Source organism: Rathayibacter tritici (genome assembly GCF_002932875.1).
Classification (GTDB): domain Bacteria; phylum Actinomycetota; class Actinomycetes; order Actinomycetales; family Microbacteriaceae; genus Rathayibacter; species Rathayibacter tritici.
This window is the reverse complement of record NZ_PSWS01000048.1, coordinates 72,796-97,590: the sequence shown is the minus strand read 5'-3', so window position 1 is coordinate 97,590 and position 24,795 is coordinate 72,796. Positions and strand designations below refer to the sequence as shown.

Sequence of the window (24,795 nt, the reverse complement as noted above, 5' to 3'; positions counted from 1 at the left end):
TCGCCCCCGACCCGGCACGACCCCTCGGTAGGGTGGAGGGATGGCCGACCAGACTCTGCATCCGCTCGACGCTCCCCACGCCGATCCCTTCGAGATCGCGGCCCGTGCCGCCGCACAGATCGCCGAAGCAACGGGTGTCGAGAAGCACGACATCGCCCTCACCCTCGGCAGCGGTTGGGGCAAGGCCGCCGACGCGATCGGCGAGACGACCGCGACAGTCCAGGCCACCGAGATCCTCGGGTTCTCGAAGCCGGCCGTGCACGGTCACGGCGGCACTCTGCGCTCCGTGCTACTGCCCACCGGCAAGCGCGCACTGCTCATCGGCGCGCGCACCCACTACTACGAGGGTTACGGCGTGCGCCGCGTCGCGCACAGTGTCCGCACCGCCGCCGCGACAGGGGCCTCGGTGATGATCCTCACCAACGGCGCCGGCGGGATCAAGGAGCACTGGACGCCGGGAACGCCGGTGCTGATCAGCGACCACATCAACCTCACCGCCGACTCCCCGCTGGAGGGCGCGACGTTCATCGACCTCACCGACCTCTACTCCGCCCGGCTCCGCGAGCTGGCCCGCGGGACGCGGCCGGAACTCGACGAGGGCGTGTACGTGCAGTTCCGCGGCCCGCACTATGAGAGCCCGGCCGAGGTGCAGATGGCGAAGATCATCGGCGGGCACATTGTCGGCATGTCCACTGCGCTCGAGGCCATCGCCGCGCGCGAGGCGGGCATGGAGGTGCTGGGTATGTCGCTGATCACGAACCTCGCCGCGGGTATCCAGAAGACGCCCCTGAGCCACGAGGAGGTCCTGGAGGCCGGTCGCGACGCCGAGGACGACCTCGCCCGCCTGCTCGCCGGGATCACGGGCGCCCTGTGAGCGCCGACGTCCGAGACCTCGCCGAGGACTGGCTCGCGCAGGACCCCGACCCCGAGACGCGCGCGGAGTTGGTCGGCCTGCTGAGCGCCTCCGACTCCGGTGACGCCGCAGCGCGGGCCGAGCTGGAGGACCGCTTCGGCGCCCGTCTGGCCTTCGGCACCGCAGGTCTGCGCGGCGCGATCGCAGCGGGATCCAACCGGATGAACCGCGTGCTGGTCTCGCAGGCCGCCGTCGGCCTCGCGGACCACCTCCTCGCGCAGAGCCTGGAGCGGCCGGTCGTCGTGATCGGCTATGACGGCCGGAAGAACTCGCGGGTCTTCGCCGAGGACTCCGCCACGCTGATGGCGGGCGCCGGGGTCGACGCGGTGCTGCTGCCGCGCCTGCTGCCCACTCCTGTGCTGGCCTTCGCCGTGCGTCACCTCGGCGCGCACGCCGGAGTCATGGTCACGGCGAGCCACAACCCGCCGCAGGACAACGGCTACAAGGTGTACCTCGGCGGCGCCGACGAGGGCTCGCAGATCGTGCCGCCCGTCGACTCCGAGATCGCCGAGCGGATCCTCGCGGTCGCGCGGGACAGGCGGGTCCCGGAGTTGCCGCGCGGCGAGTACCGGCTCGCGGACGAATCGGTGGTGACCGCCTACGTCGAGGCGACCGCTGCGGTCGGCCGTCAGTCGGCTCCGCTGCGCGTCGTCTACACAGCGATGCACGGGGTGGGCTGGGAGACGGCGCACCGGGTGCTCTCGGCCGCCGGTTTCGACGAGCCGGCCGTCGTCGTCGAGCAGATCGAGCCCGATGCGGCGTTTCCCACGGTCGCGTTCCCGAATCCGGAGGAGGCGGGTGCGCTGGATCTAGCGTTCGCGACCGCGCGCTCCGGCCGTGCCGAGCTGATCGTCGCGAACGACCCCGACGCCGACCGGTTCGCCGCCGCCGTGCCCGACGCGTCCGCACCCGAGGGCTTCCGTCGACTCACCGGCAACGAGGTCGGCGCGCTGCTCGGCTGGCGTGCCGCTGAGCAGGCCCGCCGCGAGGGCCGAGCCGGCGGGGCGCTCGCCTGCTCGATCGTCTCCTCCCCCGCTCTGAGCGCCGTCGCGGCCGACTACGGTCTCGACTTCGCCGAGACGCTCACGGGCTTCAAGTGGATCTCGCGGGTCCCCGGCCTCGTCTTCGGCTACGAGGAGGCGCTCGGCTACCTCGTGAACCCCGGCACCGTCCGCGACAAGGACGGCATCTCGGCCGCTCTCGCCTTCCTCTCCCTCGCCAGTGCTCTCGCCGCGGAGGGACGCACCGTCGATGATGAGCTGGCGGCGTTCGCGGAGCGGTTCGGGCTTTTCAGCTCGGAACAGATCTCGCTCCGGGTGACCGACCTCACCGAGATCGGCCGGATCATGGCCGGGCTGCGGGCGACCCCTCCCACCGCGATCGGCGGGCTCGCCGTCGAGCGGAGCGAGGACGTCCTCGCCACGGGTGGCGCGCTGCCCCCGACGGATGCGCTGCGCTTCTCGCTCGACGGCGCCCGCCTCATCGCGCGCCCGAGCGGCACGGAGCCGAAGGTGAAGCTCTACCTCGACGCCTGGTCGCACGACCCCGACCCCGCCGCCCGCCGCTTCGCCGTCTCGTCCCGCCTCGCCGCCCTCCGCGCCGGCGCCGCCGCCCTGCTCGCCTGACCGCCCCCTGCCAGGGAGCGGTCAGAAACGACTCAGCCCAGCGCCCTCTCGATCTTCGCCGTGATCTCGTTCTGGTCGAGGTAGTTGTCGATGACGACGACCTCGGCGAAGGTGCGGCCGATGTGGTCGACGAGTTCGCGGGAGGTGAGGATCACCTGCGCGTCGGCGGCGAGCGCGGCGATGGAACTGAGGTCGGAGGCGATGACGTCGGCTTCGAGGTCGAGGGTTTCGAGTGCGCGCTCGGCCCCGAGCTTGAGGATGGCGGAGGTACCGATTCCGGCGCCGCACAGGGTGATGATCTTCATGCGCTTCTTCCGTGGTGCGGGTGGTACGGGTGGTGCGGGGTGTCGTCGGTGAGGACCGCGTTGATGCTGCGGACGGTGCGGGCGGCGGCAAGCGCGGCGACCGCGTCCGGGCGGCTGAGCACGTCGGCGAGCCCGGAGACGAAGCCGAGGTGACCGTGCGCCCGGGTGGCCGCGATGCCGATGACGACCGAGACCGGGTCGTTGGTGCTGTGTCCGAAAGCGACCGGTTCGGCGAGAGTGACGACGGAGAGGCCGTCGGCGAGCACGTCGTTCCCCGGCCGGGCGTGCGCGAGGGCGAGCCCCGGCGCGATGACGATGTAGGGGCCGAGAACGTCGACCTGCTCGACCATCCGCCGGGAGTAGGCGGCGTCCACCGCCCCGGTGCGTTCGAGGGCGCGGCCCGCCTCGAGCACGGCCTCTCGCCAGGATCCAGCGGAGTGGCGCAGGGCCACCGCCTCCTCGGGCAGGGCGTCCAGCGGCACGCTCAGACCGCCTCGAAGCCGGCGCTGATCGTCTCGACGAGGTCTCGGCGCTCGTCGAGCGGGAGGAACGCGGCGTGGGCCGCGTTGAGCTGGAAGGCCTCGATGTCGTCGAGGTCGTAGCCGAACGCGTCGGAGAGGAGGGCGAGCTCGCGACTCAGGGTGGTCGCGCTCATCAGCCGATTGTCGGTGTTCACCGTCACCCGGAAGCCGAGCTGGTAGAGCAGGTCGAAGGGGTGGTCGATCAGCTCCGCGCCCCACGCGGCGATGGCGCCGGTCTGCAGGTTGGAGGAGGGGCTGAGTTCCAGCGCGATCTCGCGGTCCTTCACCCACTCCGAGAGCTCGCCGAGTGTCACGTAGCTCGCGTCGTCGTCCTGGCGCTCGATGCGGATGTCCTCGGCGAGTCGGACGCCGTGGCCCAGGCGCAGCGCGCGTCCGTCGAGCAGGGCCGAGCGGATGCTGTCGAGGCCGTCCGCCTCTCCGGCGTGCACAGTGGCCGGGAAGTGCGCCGTCGCGAGCAGCTCGAAGGCGGCGCGATGGCGCGAGGCCGGGAAACCCGCCTCCGCTCCTACGATGTCGAAGCCGACGGCGCCGCGCTCGCGGTGCCGCAGCGCCAGCTCCGCGATCTCGAGCGAGCGGTCGGCGTGCCGCATCGTGGCGATCAGCTGCCCGACGCGGAGCCGATGTCCCTGGGCGGCCGCTTCTTGGACGCCCTGCTGAAGGCCCTCCTGCACCGCTTCGACGGCCTGGTCGAGTGCGAGTCCTGCGCGCTGGTGCTGCTCGGGCGCCCAGCGCACCTCGCCGTACACGACACCGTCGGCGGCGAGGTCGAGCACGAACTCACGGGCCACGCGCTCGAGGGACGGGGCCGTCTGCATCACCGCGACCGCCGTCTCGAAGGTGGCGATGTAGTCGGTGAGGGACCCGGAGTCGGCGGTGGCGCGGAACCACTCGGCGAGCGCCTCGGGCTCCTCGGCCGGCAGCGGCACGCCCGTCTCGCGAGCGATCTCGATGATCGTCGCGGGGCGCAGGCCGCCGTCGAGGTGGTCGTGCAGCGACACCTTGGGGAGCCCGTCGATGAGGATTCCCTCGCCCGGGAGGAGGTACTCCTCAGTGTGATCGGTCACGGTGCTCCTCACGGGTCGGTGGTTCCCGGACCACCTTAGAGGGTGGGCGACGGCGCTTCACCGAGCGGCGCTTCCCGGCCGACAACGGCGCGACCGAGCCCCTCGGCTCGTCGAATTCCGTTGGGCTCGCGGGACTCGCCAGGTCTCGCGAGCCGAACCCGTTTCTGCGAGCCCACGTTCTCGCCGCGGGACCGGCGCTCAGGCGGAGCCGGTCCCGGTCACGAGACGCGCTCCGCCACAAGGGGCCCACCGTCGAGCACCTCGTCGCCCTCGTCGCCGATCCGGTAGGCGCCGTCCAGCGCCTCCAGGGCTCGCGCGAAGCGCTCCGGCTCGTCGGCCGAGAGCGTGAACAGCGGCTGACCCGCGCGGACCGCGTCGCCGGGCTTCGCGTGCAGGTCGACCCCCGCCGCGTGCTGCACGGCGTCCGACTGACGTGCGCGCCCGGCACCCAGTCGCCAGGCGGCGATTCCGAATGGCAGCGCCTGCTGCTCCACGAGCACACCGTCGCGTTCGGCGAGCACGACGTGGGCCTCTCGCGCCTCGGGGAGGGCCGCGTCCGGGTCTCCGCCCTGGGCGCGGATGACGGCGCGCCAGGTGTCCATCGCCGCGCCACCGTCGAGGGCGCGCTCGACGTCCGCGTCGGGCTGCCCGGCGAGCGCGAGCATCTCGCGGGCCAGGGCCAGGGTCAGCTCTCGGACGTCCGCGGGTCCGCCGCCGGCCAGTACCTCGACCGACTCCCGCACCTCGTTCGCGTTGCCGATGGCCAATCCCAGCGGCACATGCATGTTGGTCAGAAGCGCGGTCGTGCGCACCCCCGCGTGGTTGCCGAGATCGACCATCGCCCGGGCGAGCTCGCGCGAGCGCTCGATGTCGACCATGAACGCGCCGGAGCCGAACTTCACGTCGAGCACCAGGGCGTCGGTCCCCTCGGCGATCTTCTTCGACATGATCGAGGACGCGATCAGCGGGATCGCCTCGACCGTTCCCGTGATGTCGCGGAGCGCGTAGAGCTTCTTGTCGGCCGGAGCGAGGCCCGAGCCAGCCGCGCAGATCACTCCGCCGACCGTGCGCAGCTGCTCCAGCATCTCCTCGTTGCCGAGGTCGGCCCGCCAGCCAGGGATCGCCTCCAGCTTGTCGAGGGTGCCGCCCGTGTGCCCGAGCCCGCGCCCCGAGAGCTGCGGTACCGCCACTCCGAAGGAGGCGACCAGCGGCATGAGCGGCAGCGTGATCTTGTCGCCGACCCCGCCGGTGGAGTGCTTGTCGACGGTGCGCTTGCCGAGCCCGTCGAAGCGCATCCGCTCGCCGCTGGCGATCATCGCGAGCGTGAGGTCGCGGATCTCGTCGCGTTCCATCCCGTTCAGCAGCACGGCCATCGCGAACGCCGCCATCTGCTCGTCGGCGACGTAACCGCGGGTGTACGCGTCGATCAGCCAGTCGATCTGGGCGGTCGAGAGGGTGCCCCGGTCGCGCTTGGTGCGGATGATCTCGACGGCGTCGAAGGCTTCGACGGGTGTGGAGCGGGTCATGCGGAGTCCTCGGTTCACGAGTGGAAGGGTGTGGTGCTACTGCGCCGCGTAGGCCTCGAGGGTGCGCGGGCCGAACGCGTCGGGGATGACCTCGTCGATCGTCTTCACGCCCGACACGGTCTGGAGCAGCATCCCGTCGGCCGAGTGCTCGACGAGCAGCTGACGGCAGCGCCCGCACGGCATCAGTACGCCGCCCTTGCCGTCCACGCAGGTGAAGGCGACGAGTCGTCCGCCGCCCGTCATGTGCAGCGCGGACACCAGAGCGCACTCCGCGCAGAGCGTCAGTCCGTAGGAGGCGTTCTCGACATTGCAGCCCGAGATCACGCGGCCGTCGTCGACGAGCGCGGCCGCCCCCACGGGGAACGTCGAGTACGGCACATAGGCGTGGCTCATGGCCTCGAGTGCGGCGGTGCGCAGCATCTCCCAGTCGATATCGGTCACGGCGACTCCTCTCACGACTTCAGATACGGCTTGCCGGCGGCCGCCGGTCCGCGGGACTGACCGACGAGGCCGGCGACCGCGAAGATCGTCACGACGTAGGGCAGCATCAGCATGAATTCGCTCGGCACCGGCGAGCCGATGACGCCGAGCACATTCTGCAGGTTGGTCGCGAAGCCGAACAGCAGCGAGGCGAGCGTTGCCTTGATCGGATCCCAGCGGCCGAAGATCACGGCGGCCAGGGCGATGAAGCCGGCGCCCGCGGTCATCTCCTTGCCGAACGCGCCGACCGCATCGAGCGTGTAGTACGCGCCGCCGACTCCGGCGATCGCTCCGGCCAGCGAGACATTCCAGAAGCGCGTGCGCGCGACGTCGATCCCGACAGTATCCGCGGCCTGCGGGTGCTCACCCACCGCGCGCAGGCGCAGTCCCCACTTCGTCCTGAACAGCCCCCACCAGACGGCGACGATCGCGACGTACATCAGGTAGACGATCACCGTCTGGTTGAACAGCACCGCGCCCACGATCGGCACCTGGCTGAGCACCGGGATCGGCAGCCGATCGAACTTCACCGGCGAGTTGAAGGTCGACGCGTCCGCCGAGAGCACCTGGGAGTAGAGGAAGCTCGTCAGGCCCGTCACCAGCACGTTGAGCACGACGCCGACGATCACCTGGTCGACCAGGTACCTGATCGCGAAGGCCGCCAGCACGAATGAGACCAGGACGCTCGCAACCATCGCCGCGAGCAGGCCGAGCACCGGCTGTCGGGTCAGCGAGCCGACCATCGCCGCGGTGAAGGCGCCGGCGAGCAGCTGCCCCTCGATCGCGACGTTCACCACTCCGACCCGCTCCGAGATGACTCCGCCGAGGGAGCCGAAGATCAGCGGAGTGGCGAGCCCGACAGTCCCCAGCAGCAGCCCGGAGACGGGGAGGGCGGCCCCGGCCGAGGCCCAGACCAGGAACCCGATCAGGAACACCAGGGCGAAGACCGCCGAGAGCCAGAGCGGGATCCGCCGGCCGGCGCGGGTGAGCGCGGCCGCCACGACGGCCAGCGCGACCAGGAGGACCGCGACGACCACGCCCGTGCCCCGCGTCGGGAACGGGATGTCCGGCAGGGCGAAGAAGTCGGTACCCGCGGCGAGGCGGAACGAACTCGTCCCGTCGCGCCCCAGGGCCACGAAGAGGACGACGGCGAGCAGCGCGAAGATCCCGAACGCGATCGGCGCCTTCCAGCTGCGGATCATGATCCGATCGGAGGCGGTGGCAACGGCGGTGCTCATGCGGACGCCTCCGAGGTGCGGCGGGTGCGGCGCGTCGGGGCGGCTCCGGGCGTCGGGAGGCGGAAGATTGCGCGCACCAGCGGCGGTGCGGCGATGAACAGGACGATCAGCGACTGGACGACCAGGACGACGTCGATCGGCACGCCCTCGGCGGCCTGCATCGAGTAGCCGCCGGCCTTGAAGGCGCCGAAGAGGATGCCGGCGAAGAACACGCCCCACGGCCGCGAGCGGCCCAGGAGCGCGACCGTGATCGCGTCGAAGCCGATGCCCGCGTCGATCCCGGAAGTGAAGCCGGTGGTCACCGTGCCCATCACTTGGGCGCTGCCGGCCAGACCCAGCAGGCCGCCCGAGAGCAGCATCGCGAACACGTAGCTGTTCTTCACGTCGATGCCGGCGACGCGCGCGGCGTGCGGATTCTCGCCCACCGCGCGGAACTTGAAGCCGATCGTCGAGCGGTTCAGCAGCCACCAGACGAACACTGTCGCCAGGACCGCGAAGACGAAGCCCAGGGTCAGCGAGTAGCCGGGGCCGAGTAGGGCCGGGAAGACCGCGGTCTCCTTCATCCCGGGCGACTTGGGGTTGTTCGACCCGGGCGCCTGCAGCGCTCCGGGCGTCCGCAGCAGGTACGAGATCAGGTAGAAGGCGACGTAGTTGAGCATGATCGTGAGGATCACCTCGTGCGCGCCGGTGCGGGCCTTGAGCAGGCCCACGAGTCCGCCCCAGAGCGCGCCGCCCAGGATGCCGGCGGCGAGGGTCACCAGCAGGTGCACGCCCCACGGCAGGTCGAAGGAGAAGCCGACCCAGCCCGCGCAGGCGGCGGCGATCAGCATCTGGCCGCGGCCGCCGATGTTGAACAGGCCCACGCGGAACGCCAGTGCCACTCCGAGCCCGCCCGCGATCAGCGGAGTCGCGAACGCCAGCGTGTCGGTCAGCGGCTTGATGCCGTTGGCAAAACCGTCGCGGCGGAGGTTGTACACCGAGCCCTGGAAGAGGGAGGAGTAGGCGCCCGAGACGGACTGCCAGATCGCCTGCAGGGTGTCCAGCGGCCGGGCGAAGAAGTAGCCCGACGCCGCCTGGACGTCCTTGTCGGTCGCGGCGATCAGCACTCCGCCCGCGATGAGGGAGAGCAGCACGGCGAGCGCCGACATCAGCGCGGTGCCGGAGAGGATCTCGCGCAGCACGCGCGAGGCGCCGCTCTCGATCGGGCCGAGGCGCGCCTCCTGACCCGGCTTCTGACCGGGCTCGAGCCCGGTCGCCTTCTCGGTCTCCGCATCGGGATCGACCGCGGGCAGTTGCGCGTCGCTCACGCCGCCGCTCCCTTCTCGGCGGGCGTCTGCCCGGCCATCATGAGTCCCAGCACCTCGCGCGGGGTGTCGGCGGGGACGATGCCGATGATCCCGCCCTTGTACATGACCGCGATGCGGTCGGCGAGCGCCGCGACCTCGTCGAGCTCGGTCGAGACGACGATCACGGGGACGCCGGTGTCGCGGGTCTCGACGATGCGCTTGTGCACGAACTCGATGGAGCCGACGTCGATTCCGCGGGTCGGCTGTGCGGCGATGAACAGGCGCAACTCCCTACTGAGCTCGCGCGCGAGCACCACCTTCTGCTGGTTGCCTCCGGAGAGCCGCCCGACATGGGTGCCGATGCCCTGCGCGCGCACGTCGAACTCGCGCACCCGCTCCTCGGCGAAACGCTCGAGCTCCTTCAGCCGCACACCCAGGCCCTTCACGAAGGGACCCCTATCGCTGCGGTCGAGCATGAGGTTCTCGGCGATGGTGAATTCGGCGACCAGCCCGTCCTCCGTGCGATCCTCGGGCACGAATCCGACTCCCGACTCCAGGACCCGGCGCACGGACAAGCCGTCGAGGCGGCGCCCGTCGAGGGTCACCGAGCCCTCGACCCGCTCCTGCAGGCCCATGATCGCCTCGGTGAGCTCGGTCTGGCCGTTGCCCTGCACGCCCGCAATCGCGAGGATCTCGCCGCGGCGCACCTCGAAGGAGACGTCGTCGACGACGGCCTGGCCAGTGCCGTCGCGCACCGTGAGGTTCGAGACGACCAGGGCCTCGTCGCCCGGCGCCGCCTGCTCCTTCTGCACGGTCAGCTCGACGGCCCGGCCGACCATCAGGGAGGCGAGCTCGGCGTTGCTCGCCGTCGGCGACGCCTCCCCCACGACTCTGCCGAGGCGGATGACCGTGATGCGGTCACCGACCTCGCGCACCTCGCGCAGCTTGTGCGTGATGAAGACGATCGCCGTCCCCGACGCGCGCAGCTGGCGCATGATCGCGATCAGCTCGTCGGTCTCCTGCGGGGTCAGCACGGCGGTCGGCTCGTCGAAGACGAGCACACGGGCGTCCCGCGAGAGCGCCTTGATGATCTCGACCCGCTGCTGCACGCCGACGGGCAGATCCTCGACCAGAGCGTCCGGGTCGACGTCGAAGCCGAACCGGTCCGAGATCTCGCGCACCCGGGCTCGCGCGGCAACGAGGTCCAGGCGTCCGCCGGCCTTCGTCTCCTCGTGGCCCAGCATGACGTTCTCGGCGACGGTGAACACGGGGACGAGCATGAAGTGCTGGTGGACCATCCCGATGCCCGCCTTCATGGCGTCGCCCGGACCGGAGAAGTGCTGGACCGCGTCGTCCAGCAGGATCTCCCCCTCCTCGGCCTGGTACAGGCCGTACAGCACGTTCATGAGCGTCGACTTCCCCGCGCCGTTCTCGCCGAGGAGGCAGTGGATCTCCCCGGGTTCGACCGTGAGATCGATGTGGTCGTTGGCCACGAGCGCGCCGAAGCGCTTCGTGATGCCACGCAGTTCGAGCTTCATGGGACCAATCTAACTTTCGGGTCGCGCCACGATGCGCGCTCGACGGGGACGGACGGTCGCCACGGAATCGATTCGCGCGCCGGAGCAACGACGAGGCCGGCGGGCCCGAGAGATGCTCGGGCCCGCCGGCCTCGTCGATCAGGCGACTAGGACGCCTTCGGCGCCGACGGGGAGGTGACGGTGATCGATCCGTCGATGATGCCCGCCGTGATGGTGTCGAGCTCGCCCTTCAGGTCGCCGGACACCTTCGACTCGAAGTCGTGGAACGGCGCGATGCCGACTCCCGCGTTATCCAGGGTGCCCACGTACGGCGTGGCGTCGAAGTCGTCGGCTCCGGCGGAGCTGGTGACATCGGTCGTGCCGGCCTCGATGCCCTTGAGGATCGAGGTCAGGTACAGATCGCCGCCGTCCGGGTAGGTCTCGTACAGGTCCGCGTCCACGCCGACCATCGCGATGTCCTTGCCGGAGTCGCGGATCGCCTCGATCGCCGACTGGAAGATCGGACCGCCGACGGGCAGGATGACGTCCGCGTTCTGGTCGATCAGCGACTGCGCGGCCGACTTGGCCTCGACGCCCGCTGCGAAACCGCCGGTGAAGGAGCCGGTCTGCGCGTCGACGTCCCAGCCGACGACCGTGACGTCCTTCCCCTTCTGCTCGTTGAAGTACTTCACGCCGTCCGCATAGCCGTCCATGAAGATCGTGACGGTCGGGAACTGCTGGCCGCCGTAGGTGCCCACGACACCGGTCTTTGAGTAGGACGCCGCCGCGTAGCCGGCCAGGAACGCTGCCTGCGAGGTGTCGAAGGTGATCGGCTTCACGTTCGGCAGGTCGATCGTCGCGTCGTCGATGATCGCGAAGTCGATGTCGTTGTTCGCCTCGGCCGCGGCCGAGGTCGCCTCCGCCAGCGCGAATCCGACGGTGACGATCAGGTTGCAGCCCTGGTCGACCAGGCTGGTGAGGTTCGGGGCGTAGTCGGTCTCGGACTCCGACGTGACGGTCTTCGGGGTGACGCCGAGGGCCTCCGAGGCCTTGACGAGGCCGGTGTAGCCGAGCTCATTGAACGACTTATCGTCGAACCCGCCCGCGTCGGAGACCATGCAGGGCAGGAAGCCGCCACCGGCGGCGGCACTGGAGCCGCTCTGCTCGGGGGCGGAGGCGCAGCCGGCGAGAAGCGTGGTGACGCCGAGGGCGGCGAGTGCGCCGAACGCGGCCGTGCGCGTGGTGATAGTCAAGATGTCGTCCTCCAGGAATGCGGCCCTGCGCGACGAGCACAGCAGGGCGTCGATCCTCACACGTTACCCACTATGACAAGCCACTCAGCCGCCTGGACGGTGGCGGTCAGGAAGCGTTACACAGTGTTGATCTTCCTGTGATGCGTGGTGCGCCACCGCAGAGCGGGTGACGTCGGGCGGGTCCTCGTACCTGAGGTCGAGGACGCACCTCGGGGGCGCTGGGCGGGCGGGAACGGCGAAGCGCGGCGCCTCCGAGGGAGGGCCGCGCTTCGGCGGGGTGCCGCGGGGACTAGAGGACGTCGGTGCGGCCGGACAGGCGGAGGGCGTCGACGACGCCCTTGACCTTCTGCGCGTTCTCGGTCGTGGTGACCAGGAGCGCGTCGGGGGTATCCACGACGACGATGTCCTTTACTCCGATGAGGGCAATGGTGCGGTTGCCGCCGCTGACCACGATGCCCGTCGCGGAGTCGGCCAACACGCGCGCATCCTCACCGAGGATGGCGAGGTCGGAGCGGAGCCCGCTCGAGTGCAGCTTCGCGATGGACGCGAAGTCGCCCACGTCGTCCCACGAGAAGTGCCCCGGCACCACGGCCAGCCTGCCCGCCGCCGCGGCGGGCTCAGCCACGGAGTAGTCGATCGCAATCTTTTCCAGGCCCGGCCAGATACGGTCGACCACCGCGCCCCGCTCCGGGGTGTCCCAGGCGGCGGCGAGCTCGAGCAGACCAGCGAGCAGCTTCGGCTTCGCACGGCCGAGCTCCTCGAGGAGGCGGTCGGCGCGAGCGATGAACATGCCCGCGTTCCAGAGGTACTCACCGCTGGCGAGGTAGGCGCGCGCGGTCTCCGCGTCCGGCTTCTCGACGAAGGAGTCCACGGCGCGGGTGTGCGTCGCTCCGTCGATCCCGAGGTGCTTCCCAGTGCGGATGTAGCCGAAGCCGACCGCCGGCTCCGTCGGGGTGATGCCGATCGTTGCGATGTAGCCCGCGTCCGCCGCGACGACGGCCTCGGCGACCGCGTCGTGGAAGAGCTGCTGCCCGCTGATGACGTGGTCGGCGGCGAACGAGCCGATGATCACGCCCGGCTCGCGGCGCTCGAGGATCGCGGCGGCCAATCCGATCGCGGCGGAGGAGTCGCGCGGCTCGCTCTCGAGGACGACGTTGAGGTCCTCGAGACTTTCGAGCTGCTCCTCGACGGCGGCGCGGTGCGCACGGCCGGTCACAACCATGATCCGGTCGGCACCGGAGAGGGGCGCCAGGCGGTCCCAGGTGTCGCGGAGGAGCGTCTGACCCGATCCCGTCAGATCGTGCAAGAACTTCGGGGCGTCGGCCCGGGAGAGCGGCCACAGCCTCGAGCCGATCCCGCCGGCCGGGATCACGCTGTAGAAGCGGTCGAGCGGGGCGCGGCCATCGGTCTCAGGTGATGTCATGTCCCCAGGATACAAGGGAGCCCGAGTGCGACCGTCCGTTCATCCCGGCGCGCGCCGCCGTTCACCCGAGCGCCGTAGCGTCCGGGGCGTGAGAGTCGCGGTCGTCACCGAGAGCTTCCTGCCGTCCTTGAACGGTGTGACCACGAGCGTGCTGCGGGTGCTCGATGAGTTCGCCGAGCGCGGGATCGAAGCGCTCGTCATCTGCCCGGCGGCGGGCGCGCCCGGGCACTACGCCGGGCATCGCGTGGTGGAGCATCCGGCGATCGCCTACCGCGACTTCCCGGTCGGGATCCCCACGCTCGCGCTCACTCGGGAGCTGGCCGCCTTCGAACCCGATGTCGTCCACGTTGCCTCCCCCTTCCTCCTCGGCGCCCGCGCCATTGCGACGGCCGGGCGGCTCGGCGTGCCGAGTGTCGCGATCTACCAGACGGACGTCGCCCGGTTCGCCGCCCGCTACGGCATCCGCGGTGCCCGCGCCCTCGCTTGGCGCATCATCCGGCAGATCCACGCCGGAGCGGATCTGACCCTCGCCCCCTCCAGCAGCGCCCTCGACGATCTGGCCGCCGCCGGTATCGAGCGCACCGCACTGTGGGGCCGCGGTGTGCAGAGTGAGCGCTTCCACCCGCGCAGCCGCTCCTCCCCCTACGCGCAGGCCGTGCGCGCTCACCTGGGCCCTGGCGGCTCGCTCGTGGGCTACATCGGCCGCCTCTCCCCCGAGAAACGAGTCGAGCGGATGGCGGCACTCACCTCGCTCCCCGGCGCCGAGCTCGTCGTCGGCGGGTACGGTCCCTCCGCCTCCCGAGTGGCCGCTGCCCTGGGGCCGACGGCGCGGATGCTCGGTCGGCTCGACGGCGAGCGGCTCCCCGCCGTCTTCGCCGCGCTCGACGTCTTCGTGCACACAGGCACGGAGGAGACGTTCGGCCAGACGGTGCAGGAGGCGCAGGCATCCGGTACCGCGGTCGTCGCCCCGCACGCAGGCGGCCCCACCGATCTGATCGAGCACGGGGTCGACGGCCTGCTCTACGCACCCGAGAGCGACTCCGATCTGCGCCGCCAGGTGGAGCGGCTGGTGCGCGACCCCGGGCTGCGCGCCCGTCTCGCCGAGGCCGGCCGCCGCCGAGTGCTGCACCGCACCTGGAGCGCGCTCACCGACGAGCTCCTCGTCCACTACGCCGCGGCGGGGGCACCCTCCCTCGCACTACCCCGCAGCTAAGGCTCGCCTAAGCCGCGCCGACCTGCGCGCTCGCTTAGAATCGTCAGGCGAGTTTCTCGTCGCTCCCCGCCCCGCCCCCGTCCCTGAGACGCGGGAATCGGTCAGGCCGTCGGAGCACAACCAGGGAGGGTTGTTCGTGTCAGTTCAAACTGCTCAAACCCTCGCACCCCGGAAGCAGGGGAAGATCCGGCGTCCGGCCGGCACCCTGTACCGCGGTCGCGAAGGCATGTGGTCGTGGGTGCTGCACCGGATCACCGGTGTCGCCATCTTCTTCTTCCTCCTCGTGCACGTCCTCGACTCGGCTCTCATCGCGGTGAGCCCGGAGGCGTACAACGCGGTCATCGGCACCTATAAAAACCCGATCATGGGACTCGGCGAGACCGGCCTCGTCGGTGCGATCGCGTTCCACGCGCTGAACGGCCTGCGGATCATCCTGGTCGACTTCTGGAGCTGGGCCACTCGCAACCAGCGCGTGCTCTTCTGGGTGGTGATGGGCCTCTGGGTCGTCCTGATGCTCGGCTTCGCACCGCGCCACCTGATCAATGTCTTCAGCGAGGGAGGGGCCGAATGACGACCGTCGCGGCACCGCGGACTCCCCACACTCCTACCCGCTCCTCCGGCACCAACTGGGAGAAGTGGGGCTGGATCTACATGCGCGCCTCCGGCGTCGTGCTGATCGTCCTGATCTTCGGGCACCTGATCTACAACCTGCTTCTCGGCGATGGCATCAAGGCGATCGACTTCGGCTTCGTCGGCGGGAAGCTGGCCAATCCGTTCTGGCAGTGGTGGGACGTGCTGATGCTCTGGCTCGCGCTGATCCACGGCGGCAACGGCATGCGCACGCTGGTCAACGACTACGCCACCTCGCCGCTGCTGGCCAAGACGTTCAAGGGCGGCATCCTCGTCGCCGTCGTCGCGCTGATCGCGCTCGGCACCTGGGTTGTCTTCGCGTTCGACCCGTGCCCCGCCGGTACAGCGGCCGACCTGCTGCCCTCGTTCTGCGCGGCGTGATCGTGCTGCCGCGGAGCGGAGTCGGCCGCGCGTCGCTCCTGCCCCGCGGCTCCCGGACCCGGCATCTCCCCCTCCCATCCCCGTACGACGGAGCATCCACCCCGTGAGCACACCAGGCCACTCCCACACCGGCGCCGACCAGAGCGCCTTCGCGCAGACCGTCGGACCCGACGGCGTGCACTACCACCAGTTCGACGTGGTGATCGTCGGCGCCGGCGGCGCCGGGATGCGCGCGGCCATCGAGGCCGGCCCGAAGGCGAAGACGGCCGTCATCTCGAAGCTGTATCCCACCCGCTCCCACACCGGAGCGGCGCAGGGCGGTATGGCCGCGGCCCTGGCGAACGTCGAGGAGGACAGCTGGGAGTGGCACACCTTCGACACCGTCAAGGGCGGCGACTACCTCGTCGACCAGGACGCGGCGGAGATCCTCGCGAAGGAGGCCATCGACGCGGTTATCGACCTCGAGAACATGGGCCTGCCCTTCAACCGCACCGAGGAGGGCAAGATCGACCAGCGCCGCTTCGGCGGGCACACCCGCGACCACGGCAAGGCGCCCGTCCGCCGAGCCTGCTACGCGGCCGACCGCACCGGCCACATGATCCTGCAGACGCTGTTCCAGAACTGCGTCCGGCTCGGCATCAACTTCTACAACGAGTTCTACGTGCTCGACCTGGTCATGACCGAGGTCGACGGCGTGTCGAAGCCGTCCGGCGTCGTCGCCTACGAGCTGGCGACCGGCGAACTGCACGTGTTCCAGGCGAAGGCGATCATCTTCGCGACCGGTGGCTTCGGCAAGATCTACAAGACCACCTCCAACGCGCACACCCTCACGGGCGACGGCGTCGGCATCATCTGGCGCAAGGGCCTGCCGCTGGAGGACATGGAGTTCTTCCAGTTCCACCCGACCGGCCTCGCCGGCCTCGGCATCCTCCTCACCGAGGGGGCGCGGGGCGAGGGCGCGATTCTCCGTAATGCCTCGGGTGAGCGCTTCATGGAGCGCTATGCCCCGACGATCAAGGACCTGGCGCCGCGCGACATCGTGGCCCGCTGCATGGTCCAGGAGGTGGCGGAGGGCCGCGGTGCCGGCCCGCACAAGGACTACGTGCTGCTGGACTGCACGCACCTGGGCGCCGAGGTGCTCGAGACCAAGCTCCCCGACATCACCGAGTTCGCCCGCACCTACCTCGGCGTCGACCCAGTCGTCGAGCCGGTGCCCGTGATGCCGACCGCGCACTACGCGATGGGCGGCATTCCCACGAACGTGAAGGCGGAGGTCCTTTCCGACAACACGACCGTCGTCCCCGGTCTTTACGCCGCAGGCGAGTGCGCCTGCGTCTCGGTGCACGGCTCGAACCGCCTCGGAACCAACTCCCTTCTCGACATCAACGTCTTCGGCAAGCGCAGCGGGAACAATGCGGCCGATTACGCCACGACGGTCGGCTTCACCCCTTTGCCGGCCGACCCGGCCGGCGCCATTCGGGACATGCTCACCTCGCTCCGCTCCGCGACCGGCACCGAACGGATCGCCTCGATCCGCAAGGAGCTGCAGGACGAGATGGACAAGAACGCCCAGGTGTTCCGCACAGATGAGTCGCTGGAGTCGGTCACCGACACGATCCAGCGCCTGCGCGACCGGTTCCGCAACATTTCTGTGCAGGACAAGGGCAAGCGCTTCAACACCGACCTCCTCGAGGCCGTCGAGCTGGGCTTCCTGCTCGACCTCGCCGAGGTCGTCGTCTACTCGGCGCGCAACCGCAAGGAGAGCCGCGGCGGACACATGCGCGACGACTTCCCGAAGCGCGACGACGAGAACTACATGCAGCACACGATGGCGTACCTCTCCGGTGACGCCCACTCCTCCGATGCCGGTGACCACATCCGGCTCGACTGGAAACCCGTCGTGATCACCCGGTACCAGCCGATGGAGAGGAAGTACTAGCCATGTCCACCGCTACCCTCGAGCAGCCGCCCGCCGCCCCCGCGGCACCGGAGGCGTTCACCGTCACGTTCATCATCCGCCGCTTCGACCCCGAGGTGGACGCCGAGCCGCGCTGGCAGGACTTCGACGTTGAGATGTACTCGACCGACCGCGTCCTCGATGCCCTGCACCGCATCAAGTGGGACCAGGACGGATCGCTGACCTTCCGCCGCTCCTGCGCGCACGGTATTTGCGGCTCGGATGCGATGCGGATCAACGGCCGCAACCGCTTGGCCTGCAAGACGCTGATCAAGGATCTCGACATTTCGCAGCCGATCTACATCGAGGCGATCAAGGGTCTTCCCCTCGAGAAGGATCTCGTCGTGGATATGGAGCCGTTCTTCGCCTCCTACCGTGAGGTGCAGCCGTTCCTGGTCGCCAACACTCCGGCGCCCAAGGGCAAGGAGCGCGTGCAGTCTGTCGCCGACCGTGCTCGCTTCGATGACACCACCAAGTGCATCCTCTGCGCCGCGTGCACCTCGTCGTGCCCGGTGTTCTGGACGGACGGTCAGTACTTCGGGCCGGCCGCGATCGTGAACGCCCACCGCTTTATCTTCGATTCGCGCGACGACGCGGGCGGGGCGCGCCTGGACATCCTCAACGACAAGGAGGGCGTGTGGCGCTGCCGGACGACCTTCAACTGCACGGAGGCGTGTCCGCGCGGCATCCAGATCACCCAGGCGATCGCCGAGGTGAAGCAGGCCGTCATCCGCGGCCGCGCCTGACCCGCAGCTCGGGCTCGCGAGAACGCGTTCGGCTCGTCGGAATCCTCGGATCCGGCGAGCCGAACGCGTTTCTGCGAGCCGAGGAGCGGGCGGGAGTCCCTCCACAGGCGGCGGAACGGGCGGGCTCTCCACGGATAGCGGCGAGCGGCAGGTGCCTCGGCGGCCGACGGGCAAAGCTCGATGCATGCAGTACGGCGTGCACCACATCGGGTATCTCAGAGCTGTCGGGGTCGACGCCCCGGCGGCCGTTCGGTCGGGGGCGCTCCGGCGGATCCGCCGAGGCTGGTACGCCGGCGCGAACGCATCCGACCAGGAGCTGCGCGCGGCGATCGCCTGCGGGTCGCTGACCTGCATCACGCTCCTCGCCGAGGCCGGAGCTTTTCGACCACCGGATCCACGGCTCCATCTCGCGATCACATCGAGTTCCCGCCCACGAGCGGCGACTCAGCCGGAAGACGTGGTCACCCACTGGAGTCACCGGATCAGCGAGGCACCCTACCGCTCGATCCGAACGACTCGGGAGGAGGCGGTGGGCCACGTCCTCACCTGCCAGCGCATCGAGCTCGCCGTAGCCGTTATCGACTCCTGCCTTCGCCTGCGTCTGATCAGCCCGACCGCTCTCGCAGACGTCCTCAGCCGACTCCCCCGCCGTCTCTCGTGTGTGGCTCGACTCACCGATCCACGCGCCGGATCAGGGCCGGAGTCCGTCACGCGGGTGGGTCTCACGCTCGCCGGGATCGAGTGCGAGTCGCAGGTCGAGATCCCCGGCGTCGGCCGGGTCGATCTCGTGATCGACGACTGGGCCATCATCGAAGTCGACGGCAGGCAGTGGCACGACGACGCGACGTCGTTCGAGCGGGACCGGCACCGGGATCGAGCCGCCGCGGCCCTGGGCTACACGACGATCCGCCTGACCTACTCCGACGTGATGCACCACTGGCCCGCGACCCTCGCGAGCATCCGCGCAGTCCTCGAGCGAGGACGACCACGGTGAGCACGCCACTCCTCCCCCTCGGCTCGCGAGAATCTCGTCGGCTCGCCGGACGACGGGAGCCTGACGAGCCGGACGCGTTCGTGCGAGCCGAGCATGCACCCGGGGACGGCACGCGGTCCTACGCTGGGAGGCATGACCGAGGCGGCCGACACTCCCCGCGGGATCCCGGGACTGGTCGAGCGGATCATGCGGACACGGCCGGTGCGGGTGATGATGCACTACTCCGAGACCGGTGGGCCGCTCTTCGCCTCCGGGCTCGCCTTTCAAGCGCTGTTCGCGGTCTTCGCGGCGCTGTTCGTCTTCTTCGCCGTCTTCGGATTCTGGGTGCGCGACGACTCGGTGCTGCGCGACTCCCTGCTCGATCTGGTCACCCGTTCGGTGCCGGGGCTGATCGGCGGGAAGAACGCCCTCGTGTCGGTCGAGGACCTACTCGACTCCTCGATCCTCGGCTGGACCGGTGCGATCGCCGCGACCGGCCTGCTCGGGACGGCGCTCAATTTCCTGGGGAGCCTTCGCCAGGCAGTACGCCTGCTGTTCTCGCTCCCCGGTCCGACCACCCCCTTCGTGCTGCTCAAGCTCAGGGACGCGGGGCTCGCGCTGGTCTTCGGAGCGGTGCTGCTGGTCTCCGCGAGCCTCTCGGTGTTCTCCACATCGCTGGTCGACGTGGCGTTCGACTTCCTCGGGATCGGCAGCGACTCGATGCTCGCGCGCCTGGCCGGCAGCGTGGTCGGCCTGCTGATCATGCTCGCGCTGGACACCGGCACCCTCGCCGGCTCGTTCCGCATCCTCTCCGGCATCTCGATCCCGTGGAAGAACCTCTGGGCGGGATCCCTGCTCGGCGGGATCGCGCTCGGAGCGCTCAAGGTGCTCGGGACGCAGCTGCTCGGCGGCGCGTCCCGCAACCCGCTGCTCGCCTCCTTCGCCGTGCTTATCGGCCTCCTGATCTGGTTCAACCTCGTCTGCCAGGTGATCCTGATCGCCGCATCGTGGATCTCCGTCGGGATGAGCGACGCCGGTATCTCCGCGCGGAAGCTGACTCCGCAGGAGCGCGAGAAGGAGCGGGAGGAGCAGCTCCGCACAGCCCGCCGCACCCTCGCCGAGGCCGAACGCGAGCGACTGAGCGCTGCACTCCCGGACGCCTCTCTCTTCAAGCGACGCCGCCTCGAACGTCAGCTCGCACAGCTCGACGAGGAGCTCGAACAGCTCGCTGCCTGACCGGCAACACCTCGGTTGCGGACATCGGCGCGACAAACCCTCCCTTTGCGCGCGCCTCCTCTGTCCGTTTCTGTTGACTTTCTCCGCTAACGGGTCTAAAAAGAAGGAAACGCAGATCTGAAGTCGGCAACGGCACCGCGGATCAGGCGCACCACCCACGGCGAGACGACGGAGTCCATATGTACGCACCGGAGCGGCACCAGTCGATCCTGGACCGTGCCCGCATCGACGGGCGCGTCGAGGTCCGTGACCTCGCCCTCTCTCTCGCGGTGACACCCGAGACGATCCGTCGCGACCTCACCAGCCTCGAGAAGCGCGGCCTCCTGCGTCGCGCGCACGGCGGCGCGATTCCGGTCAAGCGCCTGGGCATCGAGCCCGAGGTCGCCGCCCGCGAGGGACACCTCGCCGGCGAGAAGGACCGCATCGCCACCGCAGCGCTGGCCGAGGTCCCCGACGGCGGTTCGATTGCTATCGACGCCGGCACCACCACGGTGCGCCTGGCCGAGTTGCTCGCCCTGGACCGTCGGCTGACGGTCGTCACCCATTCCCTCCCCGTCGCGATGGCGCTCGTCGGTCGGCCGACCATCGAGCTCCACCTCATCGGCGGGCACCTGCGCGGAGTGACGCAGGCCGCCGTCGGACCGTGGGCCGTGCAGGCCATCGCCTCGATCTCGGTGGACGTCGCCTTCATCGGCACGAACGGCCTCAGCCTGGAGCGCGGGCTCACGACGCCCGACCTCAACGAGGCCGTCGTCAAGTCTGCGATCATCGCCTCCGCCCGCCGAGTCGTGGTTCTCGCCGACCACTCCAAGTTCGGCCGGCAGGACTTCGGGCACGTTGCCCCGCTGTCCGCAGTCGACACCGTCATCACCGACACCGCTGTCGACGACCAGCTCGCCGACGATATCGAGTCGGCCGGCCCGGAGGTCGTCCGCGCATGATCGTCACCGTCACCGCAAACCCGAGCATCGACGTCACCCTCTCGACCAGCGGCTTCGCCCTCGGCGACGTCAACCGAGCACACGATGTGCGGCGCGACCCGGCCGGCAAAGGCGTTAATGTCGCCCGCGCCCTCGCCCGCAATGGAGTCGACGCCACCGCGGTGTATCCCGCAGACGCCTCCACCGGCCTCGACCTCTCCGCGATGCTGGAGGCCGCCGGTGTGCGCTCCGCCAGCGCCGCGATCGGCCGCCCGATCCGGACCAACATCACCGTGGTCGACGACCGCACCGGCCGCACCACCAAGATCAACGAGCCCGGGCCTGCGGTCACGGAGGAGGAGGCGCAGGACCTCTCCGCGCTGATCGCCGACCACGTCTCGGCCTCACCCCGCTGGCTCGTCGCCTGCGGCAGCATCCCTCCGGGATTGGGAACGGATTTCTACCCCGCCCTGGGCCGTCTCGCCCGGCACTTCGGCGTCCCCCTCGCCGTTGACACCTCGGGAGCACCCCTGACCGCCATCGTCGCGGCAGGCACGGCCACCCTGGTCAAGCCCAACCTCGAGGAGCTCGAGGAGCTCCTCGGGCGCTCCCTGACGACGGTCGGAGACGTTGTCAGCGGAGCCCGTGAACTCTTGGGGCTGCCGACTGCGCGAGCGCTCGTCAGCCTCGGAGAGCGCGGAGCCCTCCTCGTCACGGCGCACGCGTCGTGGTGGGCGGGCGCCCCCGCCGTCGTGCCCCTCAGCACCGTCGGCGCCGGCGACAGCACACTCGCCGGCTATCTCTCGGCCGTCGACGCCACGGAGGCGGAGCGCCTCGCGACAGCAGTCGCGTGGGGAACCGCCGCCGTCCAGCTCCCGGGCAGTGAAGCCCCGGGGCCCGACTCCCTTCACCTCGACGACGTCACCGTCGTCGAGAACCCCGACCCCACCCTCCCGATTGGAGAACTGAGCGCATGACTGCTCTCACCGAGGCGTCGACGGTCATCGTCGACCTCACCGCCGCCACGAAGGACGAGGCCACCGCGCAGCTCGCGAAGACGCTCGCCGACGCCGGCCGCGTCACCGACCTCGACGGCTTCCTCGCCGACGTCCGCGACCGCGAGTCGCAAATGGCCACCGGCATGCCCGGCGGCATCGGAATCCCCCACGCCCGCTCCGCGCACGTCGTCTCCCCCAGTGTCGCAGTCGGCATCGCGAAGCAGGGCGTCGACTTCGGCGCCCCTGACGGCCCTGCCGATCTGATCTTCCTGATCGCGGCTCCGGATGGCGCCGACCAGGCGCACCTCAAGATCCTCGCCCAGCTCGCCCGCAAGCTGATCCACGAGTCCTTCACCGGGTCCCTCCGTGCCGCCGCCAGCGGCCAGGAGGTCGCGGACATCATCGCCCGAGAGGTCGTCGTCTCGTGAAGATCGTCGCCGTGACGAGCTGTATCGCCGGCATCGCGCACACCTACATGGCGGCCGAGGCGCTCGAGCAGGCCGCGAAGAAAAAGGGCTACGAGATTCAGGTCGAGACCCAGGGCGCTGCGGGCTCCGACCCCATGACCGACCAGACGATCGCCGACGCCGACGTCGTTATTTTCGCCGCCGACCTCGAGGTCCGCGGGAAGGAGCGCTTCGCCGGCAAGCCCACCCTCGAAGTGGGCACGTCGGAGGCGCTCGCGAAGGCCGCCGACGTCATCGACCGCGCCGCCGCACAGGTGCGGAACGCACCCGCCGCGGGCCGCGCCTCCGAACCGCGCTTCGTCGCCGTGACCAGCTGTATTGCTGGCATCGCACACACCTACATGGCGGCGGAAGCTCTGGAGCAGGCCGCGAAGAAGCGCGGCTATCCGATCCACGTCGAGACGCAGGGTGCAGCCGGCTCGGACGAGATGACCGCGGCCGACATCGCCGACGCCGACGTCGTCATCCTCGCCGCCGACCTCGAAGTCCGGGGCAGGGACCGCTTCGCCGGCAAGCCGATCCTCCAGGTGGGCGTCGCCGAGGCGCTCTCCAAGCCGGACGAGGTCCTCGATCGCGCGCTGGCCTTGCGCGGCACCGGCTCGGCAGGCGCACGATCGACTCCGGCCGCGGTTCCTGCCGCTCCGAAGAAGGTCGGCGTCGGCACGCGCATCCGGCAGAACCTGATGACCGGCGTGTCGTACATGATCCCGTTCGTCGCGGCAGGCGGTCTGCTGATAGCCCTGTCGTTCCTCTTCGGCGGCTACCGGATCGTGGACTTCACGGCTCAGCAGATCATTGACGAGGGCTTCAGCGTCGCGAACATCACCGACTGGGCCGGGGTGATGTTCCTCATCGGAAGCGCGACCTTCGCGTTCCTGGTGCCGGTGCTCTCCGGCTTCATCGCCTTCGGCATCGCCGACCGCCCCGGCATTGCGCCGGGCTTCCTCGGCGGAGCGGTCGCGGTCACCGTCGGCGCGGGCTTCCTCGGCGGCCTCGCCTCCGGCTTCATCGCCGGCTACGCGGCCCTCTTCATCTCGCGGATCAAGCTCCCCGCGGCGTTCAAGTCGCTGATGCCCGTCGTGATCATCCCTCTGATCGCTACTTTCATCACCGGATTCCTGATGTTCGTCGTGCTCGGAGCCCCGCTCCGCGCACTGAGTGAGGGCCTGTCCGCGTGGCTCTCCGGCCTCACCGGCGGCAACCTGATCATCCTCGGCATCATTCTCGGCCTGATGATGGCGTTCGACATGGGCGGCCCCGTGAACAAGGTGGCGTACGCCTTCGCGACCACCGGTCTCGCCTCCGTCCCCGCCGACGGCGACCCGAACTCGGTGCAGTTCAAGGTGATGGCGATCGTGATGGCCGCCGGAATGACTCCGCCGCTGGGCCTCGCGCTGGCGACGTCGCTCCGCAAACGCCTGTTCACCGATGCCGAACGGCAGAACGGCAAGGCCGCCTACCTCCTGGGTGCGTCCTTCATCTCGGAGGGAGCGATCCCGTTCGCCGCGGTCGACCCGCTGCGCGTGATCCCTTCGGCAATGGTCGGCTCGGCTGTGACGGGTGCTCTCGTCGCGCTGTTCGGCTCGACCCTTCGCGCGCCGCACGGCGGGGTCTGGGTCACCGGGCTCGTCGGGCAGCCGATCCTCTACCTGGTCGCCATCCTGGTGGGCATGGTCGTGACGGCCGTCTGCGTGATTGTCGCGAAGAGCATCGCGCGCGCCCCCGTGGTCGCCGAGGTGCCCGAGCCCGTCGCCGCGCGGGCCGTCCCCGCCTGATTCCCACCGACCGACCGTCCTGAGCGGTCCCGCCGGCGGCCACCCCCGTGCCCCTCCCCTCTCCGAGGGAGGCGGCGCGCGAGGCGGCCGCCGGCTTCTGCGTTCGCGGCGCGCGCGTGATGTGCAGGAGCCGGTGCGATCAGCAGGGGTTCGTGCCATGTGCAGGAGTCCGCGCGATGTGCAGGAGTCCGTGCCATGTGCAGGAGTTGGTGCCATGTGCAGGAGTTGGTGCGATCAGCAGGCGATCCGAGCGGGTTGCGCGATTGAGCCGGATGAAATGGCGTTCAAGCCACGCATCCCCTGCACATCGAACGGCTCGTGCAGGTC

23 protein-coding genes are annotated in these 24,795 nt (G+C 70.1%); 13 read left to right on the top strand and 10 right to left on the bottom strand.

Going from position 1 to position 24,795, the window contains the following annotated elements; all coding sequences use genetic code 11:
* Positions 1-40 precede the first annotated feature (40 nt).
* Both C5D07_RS07795 and C5D07_RS07790 read left to right on the top strand, forming a co-directional pair.
* The gene (locus tag C5D07_RS07795) at positions 41-874 is read left to right on the top strand and encodes a purine-nucleoside phosphorylase (protein ID WP_104259062.1); all 834 of its coding nucleotides are present in this window, start codon (positions 41-43) and stop codon (positions 872-874) included.
* Positions 871-2,538 (top strand): phospho-sugar mutase, encoded by a 1,668-nt coding sequence (locus tag C5D07_RS07790; RefSeq protein ID WP_104259061.1) that lies wholly within the window; start codon positions 871-873, stop codon positions 2,536-2,538. Before C5D07_RS07795 ends, C5D07_RS07790 begins: the two co-directional genes overlap by 4 nt.
* Before the next feature lie 32 nt (positions 2,539-2,570).
* Here the strand turns inward: C5D07_RS07790 and C5D07_RS07785 are convergent, their stop codons facing one another.
* The 10 genes from C5D07_RS07785 to C5D07_RS07740 all read right to left on the bottom strand — a co-directional run bounded on the left by C5D07_RS07785 (position 2,571) and on the right by C5D07_RS07740 (position 13,172).
* The gene (locus C5D07_RS07785) at positions 2,571-2,843 is read right to left on the bottom strand and encodes a PTS sugar transporter subunit IIB (protein WP_068254510.1); all 273 of its coding nucleotides are present in this window, start codon (positions 2,841-2,843) and stop codon (positions 2,571-2,573) included.
* A complete protein-coding gene (locus C5D07_RS07780; protein ID WP_104259060.1) occupies positions 2,840-3,325 on the bottom strand; it encodes a PTS sugar transporter subunit IIA in 486 nt (161 codons plus the stop codon). The genes C5D07_RS07785 and C5D07_RS07780 overlap by 4 nt, the downstream gene beginning before the upstream one ends.
* A 2-nt stretch (positions 3,326-3,327) precedes the next feature.
* Positions 3,328-4,449 (bottom strand): adenosine deaminase, encoded by a 1,122-nt coding sequence (locus C5D07_RS07775; protein WP_068254517.1) that lies wholly within the window; start codon positions 4,447-4,449, stop codon positions 3,328-3,330.
* A gap of 218 nt (positions 4,450-4,667) precedes the next feature.
* Positions 4,668-5,975, bottom strand: a complete 1,308-nt coding sequence (locus tag C5D07_RS07770; protein WP_104259059.1) for a thymidine phosphorylase — start codon at positions 5,973-5,975, stop codon at positions 4,668-4,670.
* Between the two features lie 36 nt (positions 5,976-6,011).
* Positions 6,012-6,416: a cytidine deaminase gene (locus tag C5D07_RS07765; protein ID WP_084415951.1), complete on the bottom strand. Its 405-nt coding sequence runs from the start codon at positions 6,414-6,416 to the stop codon at positions 6,012-6,014.
* A gap of 11 nt (positions 6,417-6,427) precedes the next feature.
* The gene (locus C5D07_RS07760) at positions 6,428-7,693 is read right to left on the bottom strand and encodes an ABC transporter permease (protein ID WP_068254523.1); all 1,266 of its coding nucleotides are present in this window, start codon (positions 7,691-7,693) and stop codon (positions 6,428-6,430) included.
* Positions 7,690-9,000 carry an ABC transporter permease gene (locus C5D07_RS07755; RefSeq protein WP_249028197.1) on the bottom strand — a complete coding sequence of 437 codons (1,311 nt, stop codon included), beginning with the start codon at positions 8,998-9,000 and terminating at the stop codon, positions 7,690-7,692. Before C5D07_RS07755 ends, C5D07_RS07760 begins: the two co-directional genes overlap by 4 nt.
* Positions 8,997-10,517, bottom strand: coding sequence for an ABC transporter ATP-binding protein (locus tag C5D07_RS07750; protein WP_068254525.1), 1,521 nt, complete (start codon positions 10,515-10,517; stop codon positions 8,997-8,999). The genes C5D07_RS07755 and C5D07_RS07750 overlap by 4 nt, the downstream gene beginning before the upstream one ends.
* A 146-nt stretch (positions 10,518-10,663) precedes the next feature.
* Positions 10,664-11,749: a BMP family lipoprotein gene (locus tag C5D07_RS07745; protein ID WP_068257478.1), complete on the bottom strand. Its 1,086-nt coding sequence runs from the start codon at positions 11,747-11,749 to the stop codon at positions 10,664-10,666.
* 289 nt (positions 11,750-12,038) lie between these two features.
* A complete protein-coding gene (locus C5D07_RS07740; protein WP_068254530.1) occupies positions 12,039-13,172 on the bottom strand; it encodes a mannose-1-phosphate guanylyltransferase in 1,134 nt (377 codons plus the stop codon).
* Between the two features lie 88 nt (positions 13,173-13,260).
* On the opposite strand from C5D07_RS07740, the gene C5D07_RS07735 reads away from it, so the two are divergent.
* The 11 genes from C5D07_RS07735 to C5D07_RS07680 all read left to right on the top strand — a co-directional run bounded on the left by C5D07_RS07735 (position 13,261) and on the right by C5D07_RS07680 (position 24,468).
* Positions 13,261-14,385 carry a glycosyltransferase family 4 protein gene (locus C5D07_RS07735; protein WP_068254533.1) on the top strand — a complete coding sequence of 375 codons (1,125 nt, stop codon included), beginning with the start codon at positions 13,261-13,263 and terminating at the stop codon, positions 14,383-14,385.
* Positions 14,386-14,521: 136 nt separating this feature from the next.
* On the top strand, positions 14,522-14,956 hold the full coding sequence (gene sdhC / locus C5D07_RS07730) for a succinate dehydrogenase, cytochrome b556 subunit (protein WP_258061860.1): 435 nt from the start codon (positions 14,522-14,524) through the stop codon (positions 14,954-14,956).
* Positions 14,953-15,396 (top strand): succinate dehydrogenase hydrophobic membrane anchor subunit, encoded by a 444-nt coding sequence (locus tag C5D07_RS07725; protein WP_104259056.1) that lies wholly within the window; start codon positions 14,953-14,955, stop codon positions 15,394-15,396. Before sdhC ends, C5D07_RS07725 begins: the two co-directional genes overlap by 4 nt.
* 175 nt (positions 15,397-15,571) lie before the next feature.
* On the top strand, positions 15,572-17,335 hold the full coding sequence (gene sdhA, locus C5D07_RS07720; protein ID WP_249028202.1) for a succinate dehydrogenase flavoprotein subunit: 1,764 nt from the start codon (positions 15,572-15,574) through the stop codon (positions 17,333-17,335).
* A 2-nt stretch (positions 17,336-17,337) separates the two neighbouring features.
* On the top strand, positions 17,338-18,099 hold the full coding sequence (locus tag C5D07_RS07715) for a succinate dehydrogenase iron-sulfur subunit (RefSeq protein WP_068254543.1): 762 nt from the start codon (positions 17,338-17,340) through the stop codon (positions 18,097-18,099).
* Between the two features lie 184 nt (positions 18,100-18,283).
* Complete coding sequence (locus C5D07_RS07710; RefSeq protein WP_068254545.1) at positions 18,284-19,093, top strand: endonuclease domain-containing protein; 810 nt, start codon at positions 18,284-18,286, stop codon at positions 19,091-19,093.
* Between the two features lie 132 nt (positions 19,094-19,225).
* Entirely contained in the window at positions 19,226-20,308 is a 1,083-nt protein-coding gene (locus C5D07_RS07705; RefSeq protein ID WP_068254548.1) for a YihY/virulence factor BrkB family protein, read from the top strand.
* A gap of 179 nt (positions 20,309-20,487) precedes the next feature.
* On the top strand, positions 20,488-21,249 hold the full coding sequence (locus C5D07_RS07700; RefSeq protein ID WP_068254551.1) for a DeoR/GlpR family DNA-binding transcription regulator: 762 nt from the start codon (positions 20,488-20,490) through the stop codon (positions 21,247-21,249).
* Positions 21,246-22,205 (top strand): 1-phosphofructokinase family hexose kinase, encoded by a 960-nt coding sequence (locus tag C5D07_RS07695; RefSeq protein ID WP_104259054.1) that lies wholly within the window; start codon positions 21,246-21,248, stop codon positions 22,203-22,205. The genes C5D07_RS07700 and C5D07_RS07695 overlap by 4 nt, the downstream gene beginning before the upstream one ends.
* The gene (locus tag C5D07_RS07690) at positions 22,202-22,654 is read left to right on the top strand and encodes a PTS sugar transporter subunit IIA (protein WP_068254557.1); all 453 of its coding nucleotides are present in this window, start codon (positions 22,202-22,204) and stop codon (positions 22,652-22,654) included. Before C5D07_RS07695 ends, C5D07_RS07690 begins: the two co-directional genes overlap by 4 nt.
* Entirely contained in the window at positions 22,651-24,468 is a 1,818-nt protein-coding gene (locus C5D07_RS07680; protein WP_211286362.1) for a PTS fructose-like transporter subunit IIB, read from the top strand. Before C5D07_RS07690 ends, C5D07_RS07680 begins: the two co-directional genes overlap by 4 nt.
* Positions 24,469-24,795: the final 327 nt, after the last annotated feature.